This is a genomic window from Streptomyces sp. NBC_00510 (assembly GCA_036013505.1).
GTDB lineage: Bacteria > Actinomycetota > Actinomycetes > Streptomycetales > Streptomycetaceae > Actinacidiphila.
Window position 1 is genome coordinate 4,971,837 of record CP107851.1, and the last position, 25,806, is coordinate 4,997,642.

The window sequence follows — 25,806 nt, forward strand, 5'->3', positions numbered from 1 at the left end:
GACGCGTTGGTTTACGATTCAACCTCCTTCACGGTAGCGGCATTCCCTTGAATTCTCAAGGAGTCCTGTGATCCAGCCCACTTCCGGGGGACGAGGACGAAGCGCCGGCGGTCCCGGGCACGGGACCACCGGCGGCGGAGCCCGGCGGCGGCACGCGCGGCGAGCGCGTCGACGTGGCGGGCCAGCTCCGGGCTGAACAGCGCGATGAGCAGGCCGAGGGCGGCCAGGAACACACCCACGGCGAAGAGCAGCGGAGTCTCGGACGTCACGCCGCACATCTGACAATCCGATGTGCGGACGTCGGGGGAGCAGGGCCGCCCGGGCGGAAGAAGACCACCCGGGCGGCTTACGGTAGGACGGGCCCTAGGCCGGAACGATCACTCCTCGCCGGCCAGCGTCAGCGACCGCATCCGCTGCCCCGCGAAGGCCGTCGCGGCGAGGGTGACGCCGACCAGCAGCACCACCGCGAGCGGCAGCCCCACGTCGGAGGTCACCGTGCCCTCGCCGGCGATCTTCTGGGCCAGCGCCAGGGCCCACTGCTGCACGCTCAGCGTGCGCGCCCCCGGCACCAGGCTGCCGATCAGCGACTCCCAGATCAGCGCGTAGACCAGGCCGAAGACCACCGCCTGCCGGGTCACCACGCCCAGCAGCAGGAAGATCGCCGCGTAGGTGACGGAGGCGACCGCCGCCGCGGCGGTGAACGCGACCGCGATGCCCTGGCTGTTGCCGTTGAGGATGAACCCGGCGATCAGCGTCGGCACCGCCGAGAAGACCACCGACACCGCGATGGCGACCAGCAGCTTGGTGACGATGATCGTCGGCCGCCGTACCGGCTTGGCCAGCAGGTAGATGATCGAGCCGTCGTCGATCTCCGGCCCGATGGCGCCGGTGCCGGCGATCACGCCGACCAGCGGCACCATCGTCGCCAGCGCGAAACCGCCCAGCACCGAACTCGCGATGGAGTCGTCGGCGCCGACCAGCGCCCGCACCGCCACGGAGATCAGGATCAGCAGCGCGGGCAAGGCGAACAGGACCAGGGCCCGGCGGCGGCCCAGCAGCCCCCGGTAGGTCAGCCTGGCCACGGTGGGATTGAACATCGGAGCTCCTTACAGCCGTGTGCCTACGCCGTGACCAGGTAGGAGAAGACGCTCTCCAGGGACTCGTCGGACGGCGAGACCGTGTAGAGCCGGATGCCCCGCTCCCGCGCGACGCGCGGCAGCAGCTCGGTGAAGCCGGCGAAGTCGATCGCCTGGATGCGCAGCGCCCGCTCCTTCCAGTCCAGCTCGATGGCGGCCGTGGACCCGTCCGCGATCAGCGCGGCGGCGAGCGCCCGGTCGTCGCTGGAGCGCACCAGGTAGCGGTGCGGCCGGTCCGTCATGAGCCGGCGGATCTTGCGGAAGTCGCCCGAGGCGGCGTGCCGGCCGGCGACGACCACCTCGATGTGGCTCGCCAGCTGCTCGACCTCCTCCAGGATGTGCGAGGAGAACAGCACCGTGCGGCCCTCGGCGCCCATCCGCCGCAGCAGGTCCATCAGGTGCAGCCGCTGCCGGGGGTCCATGCCGTTGAAGGGCTCGTCCAGCAGCAGCACCGACGGGTCGTGCACGAGCGCGGAGGCCATCTTGGCGCGCTGCCGCATGCCCTTGCTGTACGTGGAGACCGGCCGGTCCTGGGCGAACTCCATCTCGACCGTGGCCAGGGCGCGCTGCGCCGCCGCCCCCGGGTCCGCCAGCCCGTGCAGTTCGGCGTTGGCGACCACGAACTCCCGGGCCGTCAGGAAGTCGTACATCGCCTCCCGTTCGGGGACGATGCCGATGTGCCGGTACACCTGCTCGTTGCGCCAGACCGTGGCGCCGTCGAGGGTGACGGTGCCGGCCGAGGGGGCCAGGAAACCGCCCATCATGTTGATCAGGGTGGACTTGCCCGCGCCGTTGGGGCCGAGGAGCCCGGTGACGCCGGGGCCGATCGTCATCGTCACGTCGTTGACGGCGACGACGTTGCCGAACCAGCGGGACACGTGGTCGATGGACAGGGTGGTCACGACAGTACGGCCTTTCGGTAGCGGCGCATCAGCAGGCCGAAGGAGCCGGCGATCACGGCGAGGAGGACGAGGAGGTAGACCGTGCCGACGACCGCGTCCTTCGGGCCCGCGCCCTCGGGGAAGCTGGAGGTCGCCCCCAGCCACCAGGTCTGCGCGCCGTCGATCAGCGTGATCGGCGAGAACAGGCCGAGCCAGCCGATCACGTCGGCGTTGCCGTTGATCGAGGCGACGCCCTGGACGCTGGTCACCGCGCCGTACGAGAGCGTGAACACCGCGATGACCGCGGCGACGCCGAAGCCCCGGCGCGGCGTCAGCGCCGCGATGACCAGGCCGATGCCCGCGAACAGCAGCGACAGCAGCAAGGCGGCGAGCATCGCCTTGGCGAAGCCCGCGCTCTGGTCGCTCACGTCGAACTTGGCCAGCAGCGCCCCGATGTACATGATCAGCAGCGGCGTCGCGGTGAGGATGAACAGCGCCGTGGTCAGCGCGGCGAACTTCGACGCGACGTAGTCGACCGCCTCGATCGGACGCGAGAAGTACAGCGGGGTCGTCTTGAACCGCAGGTCCAGCGAGACGGCCTGCGGAGCCTGCGCCGCCAGGTAGAGGCCGATGACCGCCTGCATGATGATCGCGTACTGGGTGTACTCGATCGGCAGTTTGGTCGCCTTCGTGCCGATCGCCACCGCGACCATGATCCCGGCCGGAACGCACATCACGGCCAGCAGGATCATCGGCAGCACCTTGGACTTCGCCGAGCGGCCGAGCCCGTACGCGCTGCGCAGGCTCTGGACGTACAGCGACGTGCGCGCGTAACCGCGGCCCAGGCGCGGGCCGTCGTAGTGCCGGTAGCCGATGTCGTGGATGACGTCGGCGGCGGGCGTCCTGCCCTCAAGCTGCGTCATGCTCGTCCCCTCCCCGGAAGATCTCGGCGATGCGGTGCCGGTGCTGCTCCATGCGCACCAGGCCCGTGCCGAGCTCAGCGACCGCGTCGCGGACCGCGTCGTACGTCTCGTCCCCGTCGATGTCGACCATGACCAGCCGGCCGTCCGCGTGCGCGTTGAGCCCGGCGGCGGTCAGCTTCGCCACCAGTTCGTCCTCGTGCTCGGTGACCTCGACGGTGAGCGAGGCGGTCGCCTGGGTGAAGTCGCTGGTCGAGGAGGAGCGCAGCAGGGAGCCGCCGTCGATGACGACGATGTGGTCGCTGGTGCGCTCCAGTTCACCGAGCAGGTGGGAGGTGACCAGCACGGAGATGCCGAACTCGGTGTGGACGCGCCGGATCAGTTCGAGCATGTCGTCGCGGCCGACGGGGTCCAGCCCGTTCGTCGGCTCGTCGAGCAGCACCAGCCGGGGGTCGTGGACCAGCGCCTGGGCCAGCTTCACCCGCTGCTTCATGCCCGTGGAGTACCCGCCCATGGGGCGGTACCGCTCCTCGTACAGGCCGACGTGGCGGAGCGTGTCCGCGGTGCGCTCACGCGCGGCGGCCGGCGGCAGCCCCGAGATACGGGCCATGTGGACGACGAACTCCGTCGCCGACACGTCCGGGGGCAGGCAGTCGTGCTCCGGCATGTAGCCCACATGGGCGCGGATCGCCGCGCCCTCTGTCGCCACATCCATGCCCAGGACGGCGGCCCGGCCTTCCGTGGCCGGCGCCAACCCCAGGAGAATCTTGATCAGGGTCGACTTGCCGGCTCCGTTGGCACCGACCAACCCGGTCACGCCGGGTGCGATGTCGACGGTGAGCCGGTCCAGAGCGGTCACCCTCGGGTACCGCTTCGTCAGGCTTTCGGTAGCGATCACAGTCACGCCACGAACCTAGTGGCGCGGGCCACACCCCGTCGTCACTCTGGGGGGCGGTTGTGCGTAGTCCTTGGGGTTGACTCCCCCGTAGGGGAGGCGGTGCGGTGCGTCCGTCTTGCCGGGGTTCCTCCTGCGGGTCGCGCGGTTCAGCCGTGGCGGGGCGTCGTCCGGGAGCACGGTCGGCTCCACCGGTCGCCCCCGACGGGCCGGCCCCCGCGGTGGTGCCGCGTGGCGCTGCGTCGGGTCGTGGGGTGCGGGCGCGTGGGAGTGCGCGGGTCGCGCTCGCGTGAGGGGTGCGTCGGTGTGCGGGGCACGGGGGTGCGGAGCGTGCGTGGACGGTGCGTGCGTGGGCGGTGCGTGCGTGGGCGGTATGCGCCTGCCCCGCCGTACGCGCGGATGCGGCGGTACGGGCCGCCGTCGTGCGCGGGCGAGTCGGCGACCGGACGTTCCCTGGCTCCGTCGCGGACCGGGGTGTCCCGCCGCGTGTGGGGCCGGGTCGAGCCGGCGGTGACCGTCACAGCCCCGGGGGTGCGGGTCGTCTCCGGCATCGTCGTCCTCGTCATCGTGCTCGTGGTCCTGCTCGTGGTCCTGCTCGGGGTGGTGCTGGGGGCGGTGCTCGTGGTGCTCGGCGTGGTGCTCACTGCCGTGCTCCGGCGCGGGCCGGTGTGTGCGCCCGTCGTCCGGGGGGTCCGGACGGTTCCGCTGGAGCGGGCGCCGCGTCCGGCGCCGTGGTGGTGCTGGTGCGCTTGCCCTCGGGCGGTCCGCTCGACGCGGTCCTCCAAGGTCGGGACGGCCTGACGTGACGTCAACGGGAGCCGTGCGGCACGTCGTACCGGCTGGTCACGCGCGTCCGCGGCGGTCATGCGCAGAGCGCCCACTCGCGGCGGCGGGGGGTACGGGCCGGGGCCGCGGTCGCGTCGGTCAGTGCGGGGTCGAGGCCGGCGTCGCCGATCGGGCGGGTGCGCACGCGGGCCACGGGCGAGGCGCCGTGGGCCTCGGCCCGGATGCGCTGCTTCATCGTCGGCGGCAAGGAGTGTGCGTCGGCCGCGGCGGTGAGGCAGGGCGCCGGCACGAAGGGGACGGACGGCTCGGGCACGACGGGTTCGCTGCGGTACGACGTGCGGCACGACGGGACGTCCGGTGTGCGTCCGCCCGGTTCGACGCGCGGTCCCGGACCGGACGCGGCGGCGCCCACCGCCACCGGTTGTGGTGCCGGCTCCGTACGCGGCGCCGGTGCCCAGTGGCGGACCGCCTCGGCGGTCGGCAGGAACCGGGTCCCGGGGACGGTCTCGGGTCGCGGCGCGGCAGGAGCCGTGCTACGCGACGCCGGGACGGCGAACCCGAAGTACGCGACCATCTTGAGCAGGAGCGTCACGAAGACGTCCCAGAACGTCCTGACATGGGTGTTGGCAGCCATGACCTCTCACTTCCTTCGGTGAGTCGGGAGCGACTAATCCGATGATGCGGAAGTGAGCACGAAATCCTCGGTGCCGCACCCCGAGGGTGCCGATATTCCGATCAACACCACCCGGGTGGCCCAGCCGTGCCCCGGCCGGCCGCTCCGGCGAGGACCTTCCGGCGCGGTGCACCCCGAGTTGCGGGTCCTGGCGTCCGGGGGTAGGGCGGCGTCCTGTTGCCCGTGGCGTGCGTCGCCCCGTCCACAGGGTGCGTACCCGGGAGCCGCACGGGGCCCGGTTCGCCGGCGGTTTCCACCGGACGGCGGCCGGAGCCCCGATCGTCCGACCACTCCGGGCCGGGCGGCGCCAGGGCCCGTAGGGTGGAGGACATGCGCCTGAGCACTGTGATCCTGCCGATCCACCGCTGGAACGAGGGCCGGAAGGTCTGGCGTCGGGCCGAGGAACTCGGCTTCCACGCCGCCTACACCTACGACCACCTGTCGTGGCGGAGCTTCCGGGACGGCCCGTGGTTCGGGGCGGTGCCGACGCTGACGGCGGCGGCCGCGGCGACGGAGCGGATCCGGCTGGGCACGCTCGTGACCTCGCCGAACTTCCGACACCCGGTGACGCTCGCCAAGGAGTTGATCTCCCTCGACGACGTGAGCGACGGGCGGCTGACGCTCGGCATCGGCGCCGGCGGGGTGGGCTACGACGCGACCGCGCTGGGGCAGGTGGCGTGGACGCCGCGGGAACGGGCCGACCGCTTCGGCGAGTTCGTCACCGTACTGGACCGGCTGCTGACGGAGCCGGTGGTGAGTCACGAGGGCGAGTTCTACTCGGCGGACGAGGTGCGGAACATCCCCGGCTGCGTGCAGCGGCCGCGGGTGCCCTTCGCGGTGGCCGCGACGGGCCCGCGCGGGCTGCGGCTGGCGGCGCGCTACGGCCAGGCCTGGGTGACCTACGGCGACCCGAAGGGCCCGGCGGAGGTACCGGTGGACAGGTGCCCCGAGGTCGTCTCGCACCAGTACGACCAGCTGGAGATCGCCTGCGCCGAGATCGAGCGGGATCCGGGCGAGCTCGACCGCATCCTGCTGACCGGGTCGACGGCCGAGCGCCCGCTGGAGTCGCTCGACGCCTTCGTCGACTTCGCCGGCCGCTACGCGGAGGTCGGCATCACCGAGATCGTGCTCCACTGGCCGGTGCCGGACTCCGTCTACGCGGCGGACGAGAAGGTCTTCGAGCGCATCGCGACCGAGGCGCCGGCCCAGCTCAGTTGAGCCGGCGGCGGGCGTTGCGCCGCCACTGGCCGAGCAGCACGGGTGACGCCGTGGGCGGCGGACCCGCGGGACAGACGTCGAAATGACTGATCCGGCAGGTGTCGGAGGGGTCGGCGGCACGCAGGTTGACCGCCGTGCCGTCGCCCGCGACGCGCCAGCGGCGACCGGCCGGGACGGTGGCCGGCGGCCACTCGCCGGGCTCGACCAGGATCCAGCGACCGCCGGCGGTGCGGTGGCGGTAGGCGGCGCAGGCGCACCGGCCGCAGGTCGTGGCGGTGCCGGCCGCCGGATCGGCGACGGGTATCGCGGTGCGCGCGGCCAGGCGGATGCCGTCCACGACGGTCGGCAAAGCGTCGGCCAGGAGCACCGGTTCCCGGTCGGGCTGCTCTTCACAACGCACAAGGGCCATGGCGAGATGGTGGCACCCGGCACTGACAACGGCGACGGAGAGTGTGGCGGTGATCGCACTCAGCGCCCGCCTGCTGTCATATGCAACCTCATGGGGGACCATGGGTCGGTGACCTCAGCCACCCAGCATCCCAGGACCCCGGACGCCACCCTCGCGGCCCCCGCGCCGCGGCTGATCGCCACCGACCTGGACGGCACGCTCCTGCGCGACGACAAGACCGTTTCGGCCCGGACGATCGCCGCCCTGGCGGACGCGGAGGCCGCGGGCATCGAGGTCTTCTTCGTCACCGGCCGGCCCGCGCGGTGGATGGACGTCGTCGCCGCGCACACCGCCGGCCACGGCATGGCGATCTGCGCCAACGGCGCCGCCGTCTACGACCTGCACCGCGACAAGCGGCTGCTGGCGGCCTACCCCCTCGACCCGCGGGACGCGCTCGCGGTCATCGCGTCCCTGCGCACCGCCGTCCCCGGCACGACCTTCGCCGTCGAGCTGACCGGCGGCTTCGCGTACGAGCCGGAGTACCCGCCGTACGCCCCCGCGCCCGACGCGGTCGTCGCCCCGGTGGAGGAGCTGCTCGACGGCGGGCGGCAGGGCCAGCCCGTGCTGAAGCTGCTGGCCAAGCACCCGTCCATCGACCCGGACGTCTTCCTGCGCACCGCCCGCGCGGTGGCCGGGGAGCACGCCGAGATCACCCGGTCCAGCGCGTCGGCGCTGCTGGAGATCAGCGGTGCGGGGGTCAGCAAGGCGACGACGCTCGCACGCTGCTGCGCGGACCTCGGCATCTTGGCCGAGGAGGTCGTGGCCTTCGGGGACATGCCCAACGACCTCGCCATGCTGTCGTGGGCGGGCACCTCGTACGCCGTCGCCAACGCCCACCCCGAGGTGCTGGCCGCCACGACGCACCGCACCGTGGCAAACGAGGAGGACGGCGTCGCTATGGTGATCGAGCGGATCCTCGCCGACCGCTGACCCCGCCCGGCCTCACAGGGGCGCCTCCCAGGCGAGCGTGGTGCCCTTGCCGTCCGGCCCCGGCCCGAAGATCGACTCGCCGCCCAGCGACTCCGCGCGGCGGGCGAGGTTGCGCAGCCCGCTGCGCCGCCCGGTCTCCGGGATGCCGACGCCGTCGTCGGAGACGATGAGCCGCACCCCCTCGCGGCCGTCGGCGAGGACGGCGGTGGCGTCGAGCACCACCTCGACCCAGGTGGCGCCCGCGTGCCGCTGGACGTTGGACAGCGCCTCGCGCAGCGCCGCCACGAGGTTGCGGGCGCTGAGCGCGCCGACCCGGTGGTCGACGGGCCCGACGAAGCGGACGGAGGGCGGGAAGCCCAGGCCCCGCGCGGCGGAGCCGGTCTCCCGCAGCACCTGGGCGCGCAGTCCCGCCGGTGCGTCGTCGCCCGGCTCCTGCTGCAGCGCGAAAATCGCCGTCCGCACCTCCTGGATGGTGGCGTCCAGTTCCTCGACCGCGTGCGCGATGCCCGCCTCCGCGTCGGGCGGCAGCGCCTTGCGCCGGGCCCCCTGGAGCATCAGGCCCGTCGCGAAGAGCCGCTGGATGACCAGGTCGTGCAGGTCGCGGGCGATCCGGTCGCGCTCCTCGTAGACGGCCAGCCGGTTGCGGTCGCGCTGGGCGTCGGCGAGCAGCAGGGCCAGCGCCGCCTGCGCCGCGAACTGGACGGCGACGAAGCGCTCGTCCTCGGTGAAGCCCGGCACGCCGTGGGCCCTCGGCAGCGCGAGCGCGCCCATCACATGGCCGCTGCTCTGCAGCGGCAGGATCATGCAGGCCCCGAAGCGCGGGGCGATCGCCATGGTCATCCGGTCGTCGGTCGAGGCGTCCTCCACGAACACCGGCTCGCCCGCCATCAGCGGCGCCACGGGCGGGCTGTCCGCCTCGAGCACCGTGCCGACCAGGCCCGCGGGCTGCTGGGCCGAGACCGCGACCACCTCCAGACCGCCCTCGACCGTCGGCAGCAGAACCAGGCCCGCGTCGGCCGCCACGAGTGCGCGGGCCTGCTCGGCGACGACGTCGAGCGCGTTCTCGCCCGGTTGTTCGTCCGCCAGCAGCGCGGTCGTGACCGAGCCGACGGCGTCCAGCAGCTTGGCCAGTGGTTCTGCCATACGGCGAGCCTAGGCCGGTGCCGCGTCCTACGCCGTGATCGACTCCGGCTCGGGCGCGCCCAGTGCGTCGGCCGCACGCTCGCGGTCCAGGCCCCGGCGGAACGGGCCGTCGGCGGCGGCCAGCTCCTGGTGCGTACCGCGCTGCACGACCCGGCCGCGGTCGAGGACGAGGATCTCGTCGACCTCCTCCAGACCGGTGAGGCGGTGGGTGATCAGCACGGTCGTGCGGCCCGTGGTCGCGGCCAGCAGATCGGCGGTCAGGGCGTCGGCGGTGGCCAGGTCGAGGTGTTCGGCGGGCTCGTCGAGCACCAGGACGGGGAAGTCGGCGAGCAGCGCCCGGGCCAGCGCCAGCCGCTGGCGCTGGCCGCCGGACAGGCGGGTGCCGTGCTCGCCGACCGGGAGGTCGAGGTCCAGGTCGAGCCGGGCCGCGGCAAGCGCGCTGCGCAGCTCCGCGTCGTCCGCGCCGGGGCGGGCCAGGCGCAGGTTCTCCCGGACCGTGCTGTCGAAGGCGTGCGCGTCCTGGGCGCACAGGCCGACCATGCGGCGCACGGCGTCGCCGTCGAGGGCCGTGGCGTCGGTGCCCGCGAGGGTGTAGGTGCCCGCCTCGACGTCCAGGAAGCGCAGCAGCACGTGGGCGAGGGTCGTCTTGCCCGAGCCGGAGGGGCCGACGACCGCGATCCGGCGACCGGGCGTCAGTTCGAGGCCGACGCCGTCCAGCGCGGGCCGGGGCTGCCCCGGGTGGCGGGCGTTGAGACCGCGCAGCACCAGGGGGTGCGGCCCGGCGGGCACGGGGGCGGGGCGTTCCGGCTCCCGTACGGGCTCGGGGGTGTCGAGCACGTCGTACACGCGCTGCGCCGCCTGCCGGCTGCGCTGCCGGTACTGCGCCGCGAGCGGCATGGCCGCCACCGCCTCGAAGGCCGCGAGCGGGGTGAGCACGACGACCGCCAGCGCGACCCCGGACAGTCCGCCGGCGGCCACCGCCCGCACGCCCGCCCAGGCGCAGAGCGTGACGGTGAGTCCGCTGACCAGGGCGCCGAGCCCGGCCCCGAGTGCCGCACCGGCCGCGGAACGCGCCGCGATCCGGGTGAGCACGCGGTCCGTCCCGGCCGCCTTGGCGCGGCGCCCGGGCAGTGCCCCGGCGACGGTCAGTTCGGCGGTGCCGGTGAGCACCTCGACGATCTGGGCCGCGAGTTCGCCGCGGGCGGGGGCGAGGGCGCGTTCGGCGCGCCGGGCCAGCGCCGCGGAGAGGGCCGGCACGGCCACGCCGGCGGTGAGCAGTCCCACCGCCAGGGCCGCTCCGGCACCGGGCAGCAGCCACGCGGTGAACGCGGCCGCCGCGGTGCCGGTGAGCACGGCGGCGCCCGCGGGGAGCAGCCAGCGCAGGAAGTAGTCCTGCAGGCCGTCCACGTCGGCGACGAGGCGGGAGAGCAGGTCGCCCCGCCGGGTGTCGCGCAGCGCGGCGGGCGCGAGCCGCTCCAGCCGGCGGTACACGGTGACCCTGAGGTCGGCCAGGGCGCGGAAGACGGCGTCGTGCGAGACCAGGCGCTCGGCGTAGCGGAACACCGCCCGGCCGATGCCGAAGGCGCGGGTCGCGGTGACCGCGACCATCAGGTAGAGGACCGGCGGCTGCTGCGAGGCCCGGGATATCAGCCAGGCCGAGGTCGCCATCAGGCCGACGGCGCTCAGCAGCGCGAGGGCGCCGAGGAGCAAAGCGAGGGCGAACCGCGGCCGCAGCGGCGACGTGACCCGGCGTACCCGGGTCAGCGGCGCGGAGGTCCTGGAGGCCGCGGGCGGGGCGACGGCGAGGGCCGCGCCGAGGGGTTCGGGGGTGTTCGCCGTGGCCGCGGCCTGCCGTTCGGCCCTGGCGGGGTGCGCCGCCGTGGACGGCACGGCACGCTCCGGGCGCCCGTCGAGCCGCACGATGCGGTCCGCCACGGCCAGCAGCGCCGGGCGGTGCACCACGAGCAGCACCGTGCGGCCGGCCGCGAGCCGCCGTACGGCGTCGACCACGGCCGCCTCGGTCTCCCCGTCCAGCGCCGCCGTGGGTTCGTCGAGCAGCAGCAGCGGTCGGTCGGCGAGGAACGCCCGGGCCAGGGCGACGCGTTGCCGCTGTCCGGCGGAGAGCCCGGCGCCGCCCTCCCCGACGGCCGTCGCGGGGTCGAGGTCCGCGGCGCCCGCGTCCCGGAGCGCGGCGCGGACCCCGGCCGGGCTCGCGTCCGGCCGGGCCAGCCGTACGTTGTCGGCGACGGTCCCGGCGAAGAGGTACGGCCGCTGGGGGACCCAGGCGATCTGCCGGTGCCAGCCGGCCGGGTCGTGGGCGGCGAGGTCGGTGCCGCCGGCCAGGACCCGTCCCGAGGTCGGCTCGGTGAAGCCGAGCAGCACGGAGAGCAGGGTGCTCTTGCCGATCCCGCTGGGGCCGGTGAGGGCGATCGTCTCGCCGGGGGAGACCCGCAGGGAGACGGCGCCGAGGCGGCCCCGCACGGCGACCCCGTCCAGTTCGACGACCGCGGTCCGCAGGTCGGGGGCCGGGGCCGTGCCGCGCCGGGGCGGCGCGGTCTCCAGCACGGCGAAGACCTCGTCGGCGGCGGAGAGCCCCTCGGCGGCCGCGTGGTAGTGGGCTCCCACCTGGCGCAGCGGCAGGTACGCCTCCGGCGCCAGGACGAGGATGACCAGCCCGGTGTAGAGGTCGAGTTCACCGTGGACCAGCCGCATGCCGACACCGACGGCGACCAGGGCGACGGAGATGGTGGAGAGCAGCTCCAGGGCGAAGGAGGAGAGGAAGGTGATGCGCAGCGTCCGCATCGTGGCGCGCCGGTGGTCGGCGGTGATGGCGCGGATGGACTCGGCCTGGGCCTTGGCCCGGCCGAAGACCTTGAGGGTGGGCAGGCCCGCGACGACGTCGAGGAAGTGGCCGGACAACCGGGCGAGCAGCTGCCACTGACGGTCCATGCGGGCCTGGGTGGCCCAGCCGATGAGGACCATGAAGACCGGGATGAGGGGGAGGGTCAGGGCGATGGTGAGCGCCGAGATCCAGTCCTCGGTGACGATGCGGGCGAGGACGGCGGCGGGCACCACGACCGCCAGGCCCAGTTGGGGCAGGTAGCGGGCGAAGTAGCCGTCGAGGGCGTCGATGCCCCGGGTGGCGAGCGTGGTGAGCTCACCGGTCCGGCGCTCGGTGAGCCCCGCCGGGCCCAGTGCGGTGACGTGCTCCAGCAGCCGTGTGCGCAGCCGGGACTTGACGGCGGCCGAGGCGCGGTGGGCGCACAGCTCGGTGAGCCAGGAGACGGCCGCCCGGCCGGCCGCGACGCCGGCGAGCAGCAGCAGGGGGGTGCGCAGCGCTCCGGCGTCGAGACCGTCCTGGAAACCCCCGACGACGATCTCCGCGAGGAGCATCGCCTGCGCGATGACCAGGCCCGCACCGGCGAGACCGAGCAGGACGGAGACGGCGAGGAACACACGGGTCGCGCGGGCGTACCTCAGGAGCCGGGGGTCGACGGGTTTCACGTGAAACAGCTCCTCAGTGCGCTTCGGCGATGTGCTGGGTGCCGATCCGCCTGCGGAACACCCAGTACGTCCAGGCCTGGTAGAGCACGACCAGCGGGGCCGCGATCGCGGCGCACCAGGTCATGATCTTCAGCGTGTAGGGGGTCGAGGAGGCGTTCTCCACCGTCAGGCTCCACGCCGGGTCCAGCGTGGAGGGCATGACGTCCGGGAAGAGCACCAGGAAGAACATCGCCACCACGGCGGTGACGGTGACCCCGGAGAAGGCGAACGCCCAGCCCTCGCGGCCCCTCAGGTTGGCGCCCAGCGCGGCGAGCAGCGCGAGCACGGCGACGGCCGCGGCCGCCAGGCTCGCCGCGTTCCCGCCGCTGCCCTGCGTCCAGGCCAGGAAGGCGACCGCGAACACGGCGGTGACCGCTCCGGCCCTTGTGGCGAAGCGGCGGGCGCGGTCGCGGATGGCGCCGAGGGTCTTCAGCGCCGCGAAGACCGCGCCGTGGAAGGTGAAGAGGCTGAGCGTGACGAGTCCGCCGAGCAGGGCGTGGGGGCCGAGCAGGTCCAGGACCCCGCCGGTGTACTCGCCGGAGGCGTCGATGTCCACCCCGTGCACGATGTTGGCGAACGCCACGCCCCACAGGAAGGCGGGGAGCAGGGAGGTCCAGAAGATGGCCTGTTCCCAGCCGGTCTGCCAGCGCTCGGTGCTGCGCTTGGCGCGGTACTCGAAGGCCACGACCCGGACGATCAGGCAGAGCAGGATCACCAGCAGCGGCAGGTAGAAGCCCGAGAAGAGGGTGGCGTACCACTCGGGGAAGGCGGCGAAGGTGGCGCCGCCGGCGGTGATCAGCCAGACCTCGTTGCCGTCCCAGACCGGGCCGATGGTGTTGATCAGCACCCGCCGTTCGGGGCGGTCGCGGGCGAGCAGCCGGGTGAGGACGCCGATGCCGAAGTCGAAGCCCTCGAGGAAGAAGTAGCCGGTCCACAGGACCGCGATGATGACGAACCAGACGTCGTGGAGGTGCATGCCGTCTCTCCCTAGTACGAGAAGGCCATCGGGCGGTCGGCGTCGCCGCCGATCTTCGTGGGGGGATTGAGGTCGGCCTCGGTGAGCTCGGGCGGCCCGGCCTTGGCGTACTTGACCAGGAGCTTGACCTCGACGACGGCGAGGACGGCGTAGAGCGCGGTGAGGACGATCAGCGAGGTCAGCATCTCGGCGGTGGAGACGCCGGGGGAGACCGCGTCCTCGGTGCGCAGCAGCCCGTACACGACCCACGGCTGGCGGCCGTTCTCGGTGAAGATCCAGCCCCAGGAGTTGGCGATCAGCGGGAAGCCCATGGTGAGCAGCCCGATCCGCCAGTACCAGCGGGACAGGGACGGGGACAGGGCGGTGTTCCTGGTGAGCATCAGGTGCGGTGGCTCGTCGTCGGCGGTGCGCCGGTCCTCGGCGAGCCAGAACCTGCGGCGGGTAAGCCAGAGTCCCGCCAGGCCGACCGCGAAGGAGGTCATGCCGAAGCCGATCATCCAGCGGAAGCCCCAGTAGGCGACCGGGACGTTGGGCCGGTAGTCGCCGGGGCCGTACTTCTCCTGCTCGGCCTTGTTGACGTCGTTGATGCCGGGGACGTACGAGCTGAAGTCGTCGTGGGCGAGGAAGGACAGCAGGCCGGGGACCTCGACGGCCACGGTGTTGTGGCCCTTCTCGACGTCGCCGTACGCGAAGATCGAGAACGGGGCCGGGGACTCGCCGTCCCACAGGGCCTCGGCGGCGGCCATCTTCATCGGCTGCTGCTCGTACATGACCTTGCCCAGCCGGTCGCCGCTGATCGCGGTGAGCAGGCCGGCGACGACGGCGGTGACCAGGGCGAGGCGCAGCGAGGTCCTCATGACCGCGACGTGCCTGCGGCGGGCCAGGTGGTAGGCCGAGATGCCGATCATGAAGGCGGCGCCGGTCAGGAAGGCCGCGGTCAGGGTGTGGAAGACCACGACGAGGGTGGTGTTCTGGGTGAGCACGGCCCAGAAGTCCGTCAGCTCGGCGCGGCCGGTGACCTTGTTGTAGCGGTAGCCGACCGGGTGCTGCATCCAGGAGTTGGCGGCGAGGATGAAGTACGCGGACGCGATCGTGCCCAGCGAGACCAGCCAGATGCAGGCCAGGTGGATCTTCTGCGGGAGCTTGTCCCAGCCGAAGATCCACAGGCCGATGAAGGTGGACTCGAAGAAGAAGGCGATGAGCGACTCGAAGGCGAGCGGGGCGCCGAACACGTCGCCGACGAAGCGCGAGTAGTCCGACCAGTTCATGCCGAACTGGAACTCCTGGACCAGGCCGGTGGCCACGCCCATGGCGATGTTGATCAGGAAGAGCTTGCCCCAGAACTTGGTCGCCCGGAGGTACTTCTCCTTGCCCGTGCGCACCCAGGCCGTCTGGAGGCCCGCGGTCAGCGCGGCGAGGGAGATCGTGAGGGGGACGAAGAGGTAGTGGTAGACGGTCGTGATGCCGAATTGCCATCGCGCGACGGCCACGGAGTCCAGTGCCAGGTCCACGCCACGCCTCCTATCTTGCCGAGCTTGTGAAAGTGAACGCATTCACAAGCTCAGTATGCCGCACACGTTTTCGCCCCCTCACACCGGGGGGTGGGAGGGGGCGAAAAGGGGCGTGCCACGACGCCCCGCGGAACCCGGGACGTTGCGCGGGGGCGGCTACAGCTCCTTGCGGAAGGCCTCGGCCGTACGGAGGAGGACGTCGTTGGCGGCGTCCTCGCCGACCGTGATCCGCACGCCCTCCCCCGCGAACGGACGGACGGTGACGCCGGCCCGCTCACAGGCCGCGGCGAAGTCGCCCGTGCGCTCCCCCAGCCGCAGCCACACGAAGTTGGCGTGGGTCTCCGGCACCGTCCAGCCCTGCGCCGTCAGCCCGTCGAACACCCGGGCCCGCTCGGTCACCAGCGCGTCGACCCGCTCCAGCAGCGCCGTCTCCGCGCGCAGCGAGGCCACCGCCGCGTCCTGGGCGAGCTGGCTCACCCCGAAGGGGACGGCCGTCTTGCGCAGCGCCGCCGCGACCGGCTCGTGCGCGATCGCGAACCCCACGCGCAGCCCGGCGAGCCCGTACGCCTTGGAGAAGGTGCGCAGCACCGCCACGTTGGGACGGTCGCGGTAGACCTCGACGCCGTCCGGGACCTCGGGGTCGCGGATGAACTCCTTGTACGCCTCGTCCAGCACGACCAGCACGTCCGAGGGGACGCGGTCCAGGAAGCGCTCCAGCGCGGCCCGGCGGACCACCGTGCCGGTGGGGTTGTTGGGGTTGCAGACGAAGACCAGCCGCGTCCGGTCGGTGATCGCCCCGGCCATCGCGTCCAGGTCGTGGGTCTCGTCCGCGTCCAGCGGCACCGGCACCGAGGCCGCTCCGCTGATCTGCGTGATAATCGGATAGGCCTCGAAGGACCGCCAGGCGTAGATGACCTCGTCACCCGGTCCGGCGGTCGACTGCAGCAGCTGCTGCGCGACCCCGACCGAGCCGGTGCCGGTGGCGATGTGCTCCACCGGCACGCCGAAGCGGTGCGCCAGCTCGCCGTGGAGGACCGTGCACGCCATGTCCGGGTAGCGGTTGAAGTTCTCCGCGGCGGCGGTGGCCGCCTCCAGGACACCGGGCAGCGGCGCGTAGGGGTTCTCGTTGGAGGACAGCTTGTAAGCGGTCACTCCCTCTTCCACGGCCGGGGGTCTGCCCGGCTTGTACGTGGGGATGCCGTCCAGTTCGCGGCGCAGTTTGGGGCTCATGCCCCACACCATACGAGCGGCCGCCCGGCCGGGGGAGGCCCTGCGGCCCACGGGCGCGCGGCAGGGGCTCGCGACGGACGCAGCAGGCGGTGCGACGCACTGCGCGCCGGTGGCGCGCGCGGTGGCGCGCATCCCTCGAAGGGGTGAGTTGATGGACGTGCACACCGCGGGGGACGGGGTGGGCAGGGCCCCGTGACGGACCCGTAACCCGTGGTAGCCACCCGCCGTCACCTGCGCTTTCCCGGCCACGCCCGGCAGCGTGTGCGGGGAAACGTATCTGTCAACGCCTTCTCCGGCACCCCGCGAACGGACCACCCGACCCCTACTATCACCACGCCATGACAGCAGCAGGGAACCACCAGGCGAGCCGGCCCGTCGGACGCCGGCTGGAGCGGGCCGGCATCAGGGACGTGGCCGCCGCGGCCGGCGTCTCGATCACCACTGTCTCCGACGCGCTCAACGGCAAGGGCCGACTGCCCGACGCCACCCGCCGTCACGTCCGTGAGGTCGCCGACCGGCTGGGGTACCGCCCCTCCGCCGCCGCCCGCACGCTGCGCACCGGGAGGTCGGGGCTGATCGGCCTGACCGTGACGACGTACGGCGAAGAACCCTTCACCTTCACGGAGTTCGCCTACTTCGCCGAGATGGCCCGGGCCGCCACCTCCGCCGCGCTCGCCCGCGGCTACGCCCTGGTCATCCTGCCCGCCTCCTCGCGGCACGACGTGTGGAGCAACGTCGCGCTGGACGGCACGGTGGTGATCGACCCCTCCGACCACGACCCGATGGTCACCGAGCTGGTGCGGCAGGGCATCCCCGTGGTCAGCGACGGCCGCCCGGCCGGCAGCCTGCCCGTACAGGCCTGGGTCGACAACGACCACGAGGCCGCCGTGCTCGGCATCCTGGAGCACCTCGCCGAGGCCGGGGCCCGCAGGATCGGCCTGCTCACCGGCACCAGCACCGACACCTACACCCGCCTGTCCACCACCGCCTACCTCAACTGGTGCGAGCGGATCGGCCAGGAACCCGTCGTCGAGGCCTACCCCGCCCACGACCCGTGCGCCGGCGCCGTCGCCGCCGACCGCCTGCTCGCCCGGCCCGATCGCCCCGACGCGGTCTACGGCCTCTTCGACCCCAACGGCACCGACCTGCTCGCCGCCGCCCGTCGCTACGGGCTGCGCGTGCCCGACGACCTCCTGCTGGTCTGCTGCAGCGAGAGCATGGTCTACGCGACGACCGAGCCGCCGATCACCACGCTCTCCCTCAAACCGGGCCGGATCGGCACCGCGGTCGTCCAGTTGCTCATCGACGCCATCGAAGGGGTGGACGCGGGCCGCCCGGTGCAGCAGGTCATGCCGACCGACCTGATCGTCCGCACCTCCTCCCAGCGGCGCTCGCCGCGCACCACCGTCAGCCCGCCCCGCGGGCCCGCGGGGGAATAGGAACCGGTGCCTCCGGGGCGAGAACGGTCCGCCCCGTGCGGATTTGTCCGCACCGGATGAAATCGCTATCAGCAGGTGTGTCACGCCACGACATCGTCATTCCTATGATGGGCGGATGGTGGCGCGACGGTGGAGGGGTCGATGACTCAGGGGGCAGGTCAGGGACCCATGCCCGGTACCTCGTACGGCTGGTCTCAGGACCCCGCGGAGGCGGTGGCGCACGGTGCGCCCATGACGCCGTCGGCGCACCCCGCCGATGCCGTCGGGGCCCCACCCGGCCACCCGGCCGGACACGAACCGACCATGATCGACGAGCGGATGATGCCGCCGGAGTACACACCCACGCAGCACGACCTCCCGGTGGTCACCGCGACCGACCCCCAGGCGCTGGGCCCGCTCTACGTCGTCGGCGACGTCCACGGCTACCTGGACCGGCTGCACGAGGCCCTGTACGCGACCGGGCTGATCGACTCCGAGGGCCACTGGGCGGCCGGCAACGCCCGCCTGTGGTTCCTCGGTGACTTCACCGACCGCGGCCCCGACGGCATCGGCGTGATCGAGCTCGTCATGCAGCTGTCCGCGGAGGCCGCCGCGGCCGGCGGCTACACCAGGGCCCTCATGGGCAACCACGAACTGCTGCTGCTCGGCGCCCACCGCTTCGGCGACACCCCGGTGAACTCCGCCGCCGGCACCGCCTCCTTCCTCGCCGCCTGGCGCCTCAACGGCGGCCAGACCACCGACATGGAGCGGCTGCAGGACCACCACGTCGCCTGGATGTCCCGGCTCGACGCGGCCGCCCTCACCGACGGCCACCTGCTGCTGCACTCCGACACCACCGCGTACCTGGAGTACGGCGGCACCATCGACGCGATGAACGACGCCGTCACCGGCATCCTGCAGCGCGGCGACGCCGACGAGTGCTGGGAGCTGTTCCGCAAGTTCACCCGGCGCTTCGCCTTCCGCGGCGAGTCGGGACCGGAGGCCGCCCGCGAACTGCTCGACACCTACGGCGGCCACCGCGTCGTGCACGGCCACAGCCCCATCCCGTACCTGCTCGGCGAGCCCGGCGGGGAGCTCGGCGCCGAACAGCCGGACCGGTCCGCCGTCATCGAGGGACCGCACGTGTACGCGGACGACCTGGCGGTGGCCATGGACGGCGGAGTGACCATGGACGGCAAACTCCTGGTCGCACAGCTGCCGTTGTAGTCCCCGAAACCCCCATTTTCCGGAAACACTCTGTCACCGCGTCACCTCCGCGCTCTACCATCGGGATATCCGTAGGCAGCTTCTCCTCCGCTTCCGCCCAGCCGGACCGGACCTCAGTCCTTCGTGAACTCCGGGCGGCACCGGAGACGGAGCATCGGGGGATGCACATGAACAGCGCTCCACACCTGCTGACCGAGGACCGCCCGGAGTTCGAGCGCGCCCTCGACACGGCTCTGCACTCGGAGGGCACGCGGGCCGCCCTCGCCGACACGCGGAACCGCCTCAACGCCGAGCAGTTGCGCACCATGGCGCTCAACGCGGCCGAGCCCATCTCCGCCTGCGCCGCACCCGAGTACGAGCAGTTCGTCAAGGTCCGCGAGGCCTTCGCGGAGCAACGCCGCGAGGCACGCACCGCGGCCGTGCCGGGCCTCGGCTACGCGGCCGCGGCGGCCCCGGTCGCCGCCGACGGCTCGGGGGCCGGGCTGTTCGCCGTCGTCGCCGTGCTCACGCCGATCCTGGCGGGCACGGCCGCCGTCATCTTCCTCGTGCTCGGGTACGCCCTGCGCTTCGGGCACCCCGAACCGGCGATCGCCCAGCCACTGCGGCAGGCCGGCTGGCTCTTCGCGGCCGTCGCCGCCTGCGGCATCGTCATCGGCATGGTCGGACTGCTGCTCACCGCGCTGCGCAACGGCTCGACCGCCCTCCACGACCCTCCCGACGACGCGTCACGGGACGTCGCGCTCGCCCGCGAGCTGTGGCGCCGGGCCCTGGTGGAACGGGGGCTGCAGCCCTTCCTCGACGAGGCCCTCACCAAGGCCGCCGGGGCCGCCCCGACCGCCCCCACCGCGAGCCCCGGCGGCGGCACCTCCCGGATGCCGCGCCTCGGCTACTCCCGCCCCGACTTCTCCAGCCCCGGCCCCGAGTCGTCCCCCGAACCCGGGGACCGCTTCACCAGCCCGGACTTCACCAGCCCGGACTTCTCCAGCCCCGACTTCGGCGGCCCGGACCACACCCCGGACTGACGGGACGGACCCGGCCAACGCCGGGGCGGGGCGGGCCCGCGCGCCACGGGGCGTCACGGGCCGCCCCGGCAGGGGCCGGATCAGCCGGGTCAGTCGGCGATCGGGAGGTAGACGCGGTTGCCCGAGGCGGCGAACTCGCGGGACTTCTCCGCCATGCCGACCTCGATCTCCTCGGGCGTGCCGCCGTGTTGGCGGCGGATGTCCTGGGAGATCCGCATGGAGCAGAACTTCGGCCCGCACATGGAGCAGAAGTGCGCGGTCTTGGCCGGCTCCGCCGGCAGCGTCTCGTCGTGGAAGGCCCGCGCCGTGTCCGGGTCGAGGGCCAGGTTGAACTGGTCCTCCCAGCGGAACTCGAAACGGGCGTCGGACAGGGCGTCGTCCCACTCCTGGGTGCCGGAGTGGCCCTTGGCGAGGTCGGCGGCGTGGGCGGCGATCTTGTAGGTGATGACGCCGGTCTTGACGTCGTCGCGGTCGGGCAGGCCCAGGTGCTCCTTGGGGGTGACGTAGCAGAGCATGGCCGTGCCCCACCAGGCGATCATCGCGGCGCCGATGCCCGAGGTGATGTGGTCGTAGGCGGGCGCGATGTCGGTGGTGAGCGGGCCGAGGGTGTAGAACGGCGCCTCCTCGCAGATCTCCTGCTGGAGGTCGATGTTCTCCTTGATCTTGTGCATGGGGACGTGCCCCGGCCCCTCGATCATCGTCTGCACGCCGTGCCGCTTGGCGACGGTGTTGAGTTCGCCGAGCGTGCGCAGCTCCGCGAACTGGGCCTCGTCGTTGGCGTCCGCGATGGAGCCGGGACGCAGGCCGTCGCCCAGGGAGTAGGTGACGTCGTAGGCGGCGAGGATCTCGCAGAGCTCCTCGAAGTTCTCGTAGAGGAAGCTCTCCTGGTGGTGCGCCAGGCACCAGGCCGCCATGATCGACCCGCCGCGGGAGACGATGCCCGTCTTGCGGCGCGCGGTCAGCGGGACGTACCGCAGCAGCACGCCGGCGTGGACGGTCATGTAGTCGACGCCCTGCTCGGCCTGCTCGATGACGGTGTCCTTGTAGATCTCCCAGGTCAGTTCCTCGGCCTTGCCGTCGACCTTCTCCAGGGCCTGGTAGAGGGGGACGGTGCCGATGGGGACGGGGGAGTTGCGCAGCACCCACTCGCGTGTGGTGTGGATGTTGCGGCCGGTGGAGAGGTCCATGACCGTGTCGGCGCCCCAGCGGGTGGCCCAGGTCATCTTGTCCACCTCCTCCTCGATGGAGGAGGTGACGGCCGAGTTGCCGATGTTGGCGTTGACCTTCACCAGGAACCGCTTGCCGATGACCATCGGCTCGATCTCCGGGTGGTTGACGTTCGCCGGCAGGACGGCGCGTCCCGCCGCGATCTCCTCGCGGACGACCTCGGGGGAGACGTTCTCGCGGAGCGCGACGTACTCCATCTCCGGGGTGACCTCGCCCCGGCGCGCGTACGCCAGCTGGGTCACGGGCTGTCCCGGCCGGCCGCGCCGGGGGAGGCGGGGGCGGCCGGGGAAGACGGCGTCCAGGTTGCGCAGTCCGCCGCGCGGTGAGGTGTGCTTGACGCCGTCGTCCTCGGGGCGGACGGGGCGGCCGGGGTACTCCTCGGTGTCGCCGCGGGCGACGATCCAGTTCTCCCGCAGCGGCGGGAGGCCGCGGCGGACGTCGGTGGTGACGTTCGGGTCGGTGTACGGGCCGGAGGTGTCGTACAGCGTCACGTCCCGGCCGTTGGTCAGGTGCACCCGGCGGACGGGGACCTGGATGTCCGGGCGGGACCCGGTCACGTACCCCTTGTGCCAGCCGATTTCGCGCGCGTGTGCATCCTGCATGGTCATGAGACCCACTCCCTACGCCGGCATTACCCGGTAACAGGTTCAGCGGTCGGCGCAGCTGGTGGCCCCTCGGCCGGTCAGCGCCCTCTCAGCCCGGTGCTCCGAGCTCCCGCGTTTGCAAAGGTGCCTCAACGCTAGCGGGTCCTCGCTGACGCACACCAGGGGGTGTTGCGATGATCGGGTGGTGGACTCCACTCACCCGCACGCGCACGGCCATGGTCACGGACACGGTCACGGCCCGGTGCCGCCGGTCTCCCGGCACCTGCGCAAGGTCATCGCCGCCGTCCTCGTCCCCTTCGTCGCGGCCGTCGTGGCCGGCCTGGTGGTGCTGTGGCCGGGCGGTGTGCCGGAGCACGACCGCACCGGCGTCGGCTTCGACCAGCAGACGCAGTCCGGGCGGGTGGTGAAGGTCGAGGACGTCAAGTGCTCGGAGGTCAACGCCGAACCGGGCGCCGGCGCCGCTCCCTCCCCCGGGCCGTCGGCGGCGCCGTCCGGTCCTGCGGTCTGCCAGCGCGCGACCATCGAGGTCACCTCGGGCAAGGACGCGGGCCGCACCTTCACCGAGATCGTGCAGCCGACCCAGACCCGGCACTACACGAAGGACCAGAAGGTGCTGCTGGCGTACGCGCCCCAGGCGCCGCGCGAACTGCAGTACTCGGTGACCGACCTCGACCGGGCGTTCCCCCTGTGGCTGCTGGCCGGGATCTTCGCCGCGGTGGTGGTCGTGGTCGGGCGGCTGCGCGGGATCCTGGCGCTGGCCGCACTGGTCATCAGCTTCGCCGTGCTGACGCTGTTCATCCTCCCGGCGATCCTGCACGGCAGCAATCCGCTCCTGGTGGCGGTGGTCGGCGGCAGCGCCATCATGCTGATCGCGCTCTACATGTGCCACGGCCTGAGCGCCCGCACCTCGGTGGCGGTCCTGGGCACCTTGTGCTCGCTGCTGCTGATCGGTGTCCTGGGCTCGGTCTTCATCGACTGGGCGCTGCTCAGCGGCAACACCTCGGACGAGACCGGGCTGATCCACTCCCTCTACCCGGACATCGAGATCCGCGGTCTGCTGCTGGCCGGCATCATCATCGGTTCGCTGGGCGTCCTGGACGACGTGACGGTCACCCAGACCTCGGCCGTGTGGGAGCTGCGGGAGGCGAACCCGTCGGCCGGCCCGCGGCAGTTGTACTCGGCGGCGATGCGCATCGGCCGCGACCACATCGCCTCGGTCGTCAACACCCTGGTGCTGGCGTACGCAGGTGCGGCGCTGCCGCTGCTGCTGCTCTTCTCCATCGCGGAGCGCGGGGTGCTGGCGGTGGCGGGCAGCGAACTGGTCGCCGAGGAGATCGTACGCACCCTGGTGGGCAGCATCGGCCTGGTGGTGGCGGTGCCGTTGACGACGGCACTGGCCGCGCTGGTGGTGTCGGCGGACCGCGGCAGCGGCGACACTGTTCCCACGGGCACCGGTCGCGGGCACCGGCGCCGCGCCAAGTGAGCCGGGAGGGGCGGGGGACGTGGTCGGACTGCAAGGCCGGGTGACCGGGACGGTCGGGCCGGGGCTGGTCGGCGAGGTGATCGTGCACGTGCGGGGCGGTGCGGAGGCGTTCCTGGCGTACCCGGCGACCGCCGGGGAGCGCATCGAGAAGGGCACGGTCGTGGTGGTGGTGGAGCACCTGCCGCCGCGCACCGTGTACGTGGCGCCCGCGTACGGCTGAGCGGATCGCTCCGCTCCACGTCAAGAAAGCGACAAGGATCCGCCAGGACCTACCGGACCGTCACCCACAGGCGCACACTCCCGTACGCGGCCCCGATCGGGGCCATTCGTAAGGGGGCGTATGCCGATGCTCATCGGCGTTGCGGCGGGCGGGGCGCTCGTCGCGGTCATCATCCTGATCGGCCTGTTCCGGCTCATGTGGCGGGTCGCCGAGCCCAACGAGGCACTGGTCATCTCAGGTTCCAAGCACCGTACGGACGGTGTGGGGGAGGGCATGGGGTTCCGCATCGTCACGGGGCGGGGGACCCTGGTCCTGCCCGGCGTGCAGGCGGTGCGCAGGCTCTCGCTCGACCTCAACGAGGCCGAGCTGAACGTGGACTGCGTCACCCAGCAGGGCATCCCGCTGAAGGTGCACGGCGTGGTCATCTTCAAGGTCGGCGACGACATGGTCTCCATCGCCAACGCCGCACGACGGTTCCTGGACCAGCAGAAGTTCATGCCCGAGCGGGTGCACAACGTCTTCGCCGGTCATCTGCGCTCCATCGTGGGCGGGCTGACGGTGGAGCAGATGATCCGGGACCGGGAGCGGCTCACCGCCGAGACCCGGGCCGCCTCGGGCTCGGAGATGGAGAAGCTCGGTCTGATCATCGACTCGCTGCAGATCCACGAGATCGTCGACCCGACCGGTTACATCAACAACCTGGCCGCTCCGCACGCCGCGGCCGTCCAGCGTGACGCGCGCATCGCGCAGGCGGAGGCGGACCGGCTGGCCACCGAGGCCGAGCAGCAGGCCGCGGCCCGCATGGCGGAGGCGACCCGGGACAGCCAGATCCTGCAGGCCGGTTACATGGCCGAGCGGGACAAGGCCACCGCGTCCTCCCGGCAGGCGGGCCCGCTCGCGGAGGCGGCGGCCCGGCAGGAGGTCGTCGTCCAGGAGACCCGGGTCGCCGAACTGGAGGCGCAGCGGCGCGAGCAGCAGTTGCAGGCGGACGTCCGCAAGCCGGCGGACGCCTCCGCGTACGAGAAGCGGACGCTGGCGGAGGCCGAGCGCGACGCGCGCATCTCGGCGGCCGAGGCGAAGGCCCGCGAGACGGAACTGGCCGCCATCGCCGAGGCCAACCGCGTCAAGACGGCCGCGGCGGCGCAGGCGGAGCAGACCAGGATCGGCGGTGAGGCGGCCGCCGCGGCCACCCGGGCCACAGGTGAGGCCGAGGCCGCCGCGACGCAGGCGCGGGGTCTGGCGGAGGCCGAGGCCGCGAAGGCCAAGGGCCTGGCCGAGGCCGAGTCGATCAAGGCGCGGGCCGCGGCCCTGGCGGAGAACCAGGAGGCGGTCGTCGCCCAGCAGCTGGCCGAGAACTGGCCGGAGATCGTCCGGGCGGGCGCCGAGGCCTTCGGCAACGTGGACCACATGGTGCTGCTGAACGGCGCCGACGGGATGTCGGAGATGTTCGCCAAGGCGCTGACCATGGGTGGTACGGGCCTGGGCCTGGCCCGTCAGCTGCTCGCCCAGATGAACGGCGCGACCGGCGCCGGCGGCGACGCCTCACCGAACGGTGCGGCGCCGCGGAGCCCGGAGCGCGTGCGGCTCCAGGACTGAGCGGCGCACCTCCCGTGGGGCCCGGTGACCGGGCCCCACGGGGTCACCACTTGTCGCGGGAGTCGGACGAGGACGAGGTGAACTTCTTGACCACGTACACCAGACCGCCGACCAGTGCCACGAAGACCAGCACCTTGAACAGCAGCCAGAACAGGAACCCGATCGCGCTGGCGATCATGCCGCCGAAGACCACGATCGCGATCACGGGCACCGCGACCCACTTGACCCACCAGGGCAGGCCCTCGAAGAGCTTCACCGTTTCCTCCTCCTTGTCGTCCTTCCGCTCCCAGGCTAGGGCCGCGACGGCCCCCTGCGGAGGCCTCGCGGTCCCCATCCGTCCCTGACCCTCCCCCTACGGGAACCCGGGGGCAAAGGCCCTCACGCCTCGGGGGGCGAGAAGACCACCATGACGTTCAGGTCCTCGGTGACGTGGTGGAAGCGGTGCGGCGTCCCGGCCGGGACATAGACCACGCTGCCGCGCGCGACGTGCGTCGTCTCCTCCCCCACGGTGATCAGCGCCCGGCCGCTCACGACCAGGTAGATCTCGTCCTGCGCGTGCGGTTTCTGCGGGTCGAGCTCCCCGGCCCGCAGGGCGTAGAGCCCGGCGGACATGTTCCGCTCGCGCAGGAAGCCGAGGTACGCGCCCTCGTTGGCGGCCCGCTCGGCCTCCAGGTCGTCCAGCCGGAACACCTTCACTTACCCGCTCCCTCTCGCCCCT

23 protein-coding genes, 1 pseudogene and 1 riboswitch are annotated in these 25,806 nt (G+C 72.7%); of the genes and pseudogenes, 9 read left to right on the forward strand and 15 right to left on the reverse strand.

What is annotated here, in order from left to right:
• Positions 1 to 11: 11 nt before the first annotated feature.
• The 5 genes from OG937_22375 to OG937_22395 all read right to left on the reverse strand — a co-directional run bounded on the left by OG937_22375 (position 12) and on the right by OG937_22395 (position 3,841).
• Positions 12 to 269, reverse strand: coding sequence for a hypothetical protein (locus OG937_22375; protein ID WUD74242.1), 258 nt, complete (start codon positions 267 to 269; stop codon positions 12 to 14).
• A gap of 108 nt (positions 270 to 377) precedes the next feature.
• A complete protein-coding gene (locus tag OG937_22380) occupies positions 378 to 1,097 on the reverse strand; it encodes an ABC transporter permease subunit (protein WUD74243.1) in 720 nt (239 codons plus the stop codon).
• 23 nt (positions 1,098 to 1,120) lie between these two features.
• The gene (locus OG937_22385) at positions 1,121 to 2,038 is read right to left on the reverse strand and encodes an ABC transporter ATP-binding protein (GenBank protein WUD74244.1); all 918 of its coding nucleotides are present in this window, start codon (positions 2,036 to 2,038) and stop codon (positions 1,121 to 1,123) included.
• Positions 2,035 to 2,940 carry an ABC transporter permease gene (locus OG937_22390; GenBank protein ID WUD74245.1) on the reverse strand — a complete coding sequence of 302 codons (906 nt, stop codon included), beginning with the start codon at positions 2,938 to 2,940 and terminating at the stop codon, positions 2,035 to 2,037. The genes OG937_22385 and OG937_22390 overlap by 4 nt, the downstream gene beginning before the upstream one ends.
• On the reverse strand, positions 2,927 to 3,841 hold the full coding sequence (locus OG937_22395; GenBank protein ID WUD74246.1) for an ABC transporter ATP-binding protein: 915 nt from the start codon (positions 3,839 to 3,841) through the stop codon (positions 2,927 to 2,929). Before OG937_22395 ends, OG937_22390 begins: the two co-directional genes overlap by 14 nt.
• A gap of 501 nt (positions 3,842 to 4,342) precedes the next feature.
• Between OG937_22395 and OG937_22400 the strand changes: the two genes are divergently transcribed.
• Entirely contained in the window at positions 4,343 to 4,633 is a 291-nt protein-coding gene (locus OG937_22400; protein WUD74247.1) for a hypothetical protein, read from the forward strand.
• 61 nt (positions 4,634 to 4,694) lie between these two features.
• On the opposite strand, the gene OG937_22405 is transcribed toward OG937_22400, so the two are convergent.
• A complete protein-coding gene (locus tag OG937_22405) occupies positions 4,695 to 5,252 on the reverse strand; it encodes a DUF6344 domain-containing protein (protein WUD74248.1) in 558 nt (185 codons plus the stop codon).
• A gap of 369 nt (positions 5,253 to 5,621) precedes the next feature.
• Between OG937_22405 and OG937_22410 the strand changes: the two genes are divergently transcribed.
• Positions 5,622 to 6,509 (forward strand): LLM class flavin-dependent oxidoreductase, encoded by an 888-nt coding sequence (locus OG937_22410; GenBank protein WUD74249.1) that lies wholly within the window; start codon positions 5,622 to 5,624, stop codon positions 6,507 to 6,509.
• Here OG937_22410 and OG937_22415 read toward each other — a convergent pair.
• Positions 6,502 to 6,918 (reverse strand): DUF6083 domain-containing protein, encoded by a 417-nt coding sequence (locus OG937_22415; GenBank protein ID WUD74250.1) that lies wholly within the window; start codon positions 6,916 to 6,918, stop codon positions 6,502 to 6,504. The genes OG937_22410 and OG937_22415 overlap by 8 nt on opposite strands.
• 108 nt (positions 6,919 to 7,026) lie before the next feature.
• On the opposite strand from OG937_22415, the gene OG937_22420 reads away from it, so the two are divergent.
• Positions 7,027 to 7,887 carry an HAD family hydrolase gene (locus OG937_22420; GenBank protein ID WUD74251.1) on the forward strand — a complete coding sequence of 287 codons (861 nt, stop codon included), beginning with the start codon at positions 7,027 to 7,029 and terminating at the stop codon, positions 7,885 to 7,887.
• Between the two features lie 12 nt (positions 7,888 to 7,899).
• Here the strand turns inward: OG937_22420 and OG937_22425 are convergent.
• The 5 genes and pseudogenes from OG937_22425 to hisC form a co-directional block, all read right to left on the reverse strand.
• A pseudogene (locus tag OG937_22425) lies at positions 7,900 to 8,991 on the reverse strand (histidine kinase).
• Positions 8,992 to 9,057: 66 nt separating this feature from the next.
• A complete protein-coding gene (gene cydD, locus OG937_22430) occupies positions 9,058 to 12,534 on the reverse strand; it encodes a thiol reductant ABC exporter subunit CydD (GenBank protein ID WUD74252.1) in 3,477 nt (1,158 codons plus the stop codon).
• Between the two features lie 13 nt (positions 12,535 to 12,547).
• Positions 12,548 to 13,549, reverse strand: coding sequence for a cytochrome d ubiquinol oxidase subunit II (gene cydB / locus OG937_22435; GenBank protein WUD74253.1), 1,002 nt, complete (start codon positions 13,547 to 13,549; stop codon positions 12,548 to 12,550).
• An 11-nt stretch (positions 13,550 to 13,560) separates the two neighbouring features.
• On the reverse strand, positions 13,561 to 15,060 hold the full coding sequence (locus tag OG937_22440) for a cytochrome ubiquinol oxidase subunit I (GenBank protein ID WUD74254.1): 1,500 nt from the start codon (positions 15,058 to 15,060) through the stop codon (positions 13,561 to 13,563).
• A gap of 156 nt (positions 15,061 to 15,216) precedes the next feature.
• Positions 15,217 to 16,290 carry a histidinol-phosphate transaminase gene (gene hisC / locus OG937_22445; GenBank protein ID WUD74255.1) on the reverse strand — a complete coding sequence of 358 codons (1,074 nt, stop codon included), beginning with the start codon at positions 16,288 to 16,290 and terminating at the stop codon, positions 15,217 to 15,219.
• 338 nt (positions 16,291 to 16,628) lie between these two features.
• Between hisC and OG937_22450 the strand changes: the two genes are divergently transcribed.
• The 3 genes from OG937_22450 (at position 16,629) to OG937_22460 (ending at position 19,957) form a co-directional block, all read left to right on the forward strand.
• Positions 16,629 to 17,729 (forward strand): LacI family transcriptional regulator, encoded by a 1,101-nt coding sequence (locus OG937_22450; GenBank protein ID WUD74256.1) that lies wholly within the window; start codon positions 16,629 to 16,631, stop codon positions 17,727 to 17,729.
• Between the two features lie 168 nt (positions 17,730 to 17,897).
• On the forward strand, positions 17,898 to 18,935 hold the full coding sequence (locus OG937_22455) for a metallophosphoesterase (protein WUD74257.1): 1,038 nt from the start codon (positions 17,898 to 17,900) through the stop codon (positions 18,933 to 18,935).
• Positions 18,936 to 19,096: 161 nt separating this feature from the next.
• Entirely contained in the window at positions 19,097 to 19,957 is an 861-nt protein-coding gene (locus OG937_22460; GenBank protein WUD74258.1) for a hypothetical protein, read from the forward strand.
• Positions 19,958 to 20,046: 89 nt separating this feature from the next.
• Here the strand turns inward: OG937_22460 and thiC are convergent, their stop codons facing one another.
• On the reverse strand, positions 20,047 to 21,792 hold the full coding sequence (gene thiC / locus OG937_22465) for a phosphomethylpyrimidine synthase ThiC (protein WUD74259.1): 1,746 nt from the start codon (positions 21,790 to 21,792) through the stop codon (positions 20,047 to 20,049).
• A riboswitch (TPP riboswitch) is annotated at positions 21,785 to 21,912 on the reverse strand. It overlaps the preceding gene by 8 nt.
• Before the next feature lie 61 nt (positions 21,913 to 21,973).
• Between thiC and OG937_22470 the strand changes: the two genes are divergently transcribed.
• The 3 genes from OG937_22470 to OG937_22480 all read left to right on the forward strand — a co-directional run bounded on the left by OG937_22470 (position 21,974) and on the right by OG937_22480 (position 25,088).
• Positions 21,974 to 23,272 carry a YibE/F family protein gene (locus OG937_22470; protein WUD74260.1) on the forward strand — a complete coding sequence of 433 codons (1,299 nt, stop codon included), beginning with the start codon at positions 21,974 to 21,976 and terminating at the stop codon, positions 23,270 to 23,272.
• Positions 23,273 to 23,291: 19 nt separating this feature from the next.
• Positions 23,292 to 23,492, forward strand: coding sequence for a hypothetical protein (locus OG937_22475; GenBank protein ID WUD74261.1), 201 nt, complete (start codon positions 23,292 to 23,294; stop codon positions 23,490 to 23,492).
• Positions 23,493 to 23,612: 120 nt separating this feature from the next.
• A complete protein-coding gene (locus tag OG937_22480; protein WUD74262.1) occupies positions 23,613 to 25,088 on the forward strand; it encodes an SPFH domain-containing protein in 1,476 nt (491 codons plus the stop codon).
• 43 nt (positions 25,089 to 25,131) lie between these two features.
• Here the strand turns inward: OG937_22480 and OG937_22485 are convergent, their stop codons facing one another.
• Both OG937_22485 and OG937_22490 read right to left on the reverse strand, forming a co-directional pair.
• Complete coding sequence (locus OG937_22485; protein ID WUD78842.1) at positions 25,132 to 25,344, reverse strand: DUF5326 family protein; 213 nt, start codon at positions 25,342 to 25,344, stop codon at positions 25,132 to 25,134.
• 122 nt (positions 25,345 to 25,466) lie between these two features.
• Positions 25,467 to 25,784 (reverse strand): cupin domain-containing protein, encoded by a 318-nt coding sequence (locus tag OG937_22490; protein WUD74263.1) that lies wholly within the window; start codon positions 25,782 to 25,784, stop codon positions 25,467 to 25,469.
• Between the last annotated feature and the right edge of the window lie 22 nt (positions 25,785 to 25,806).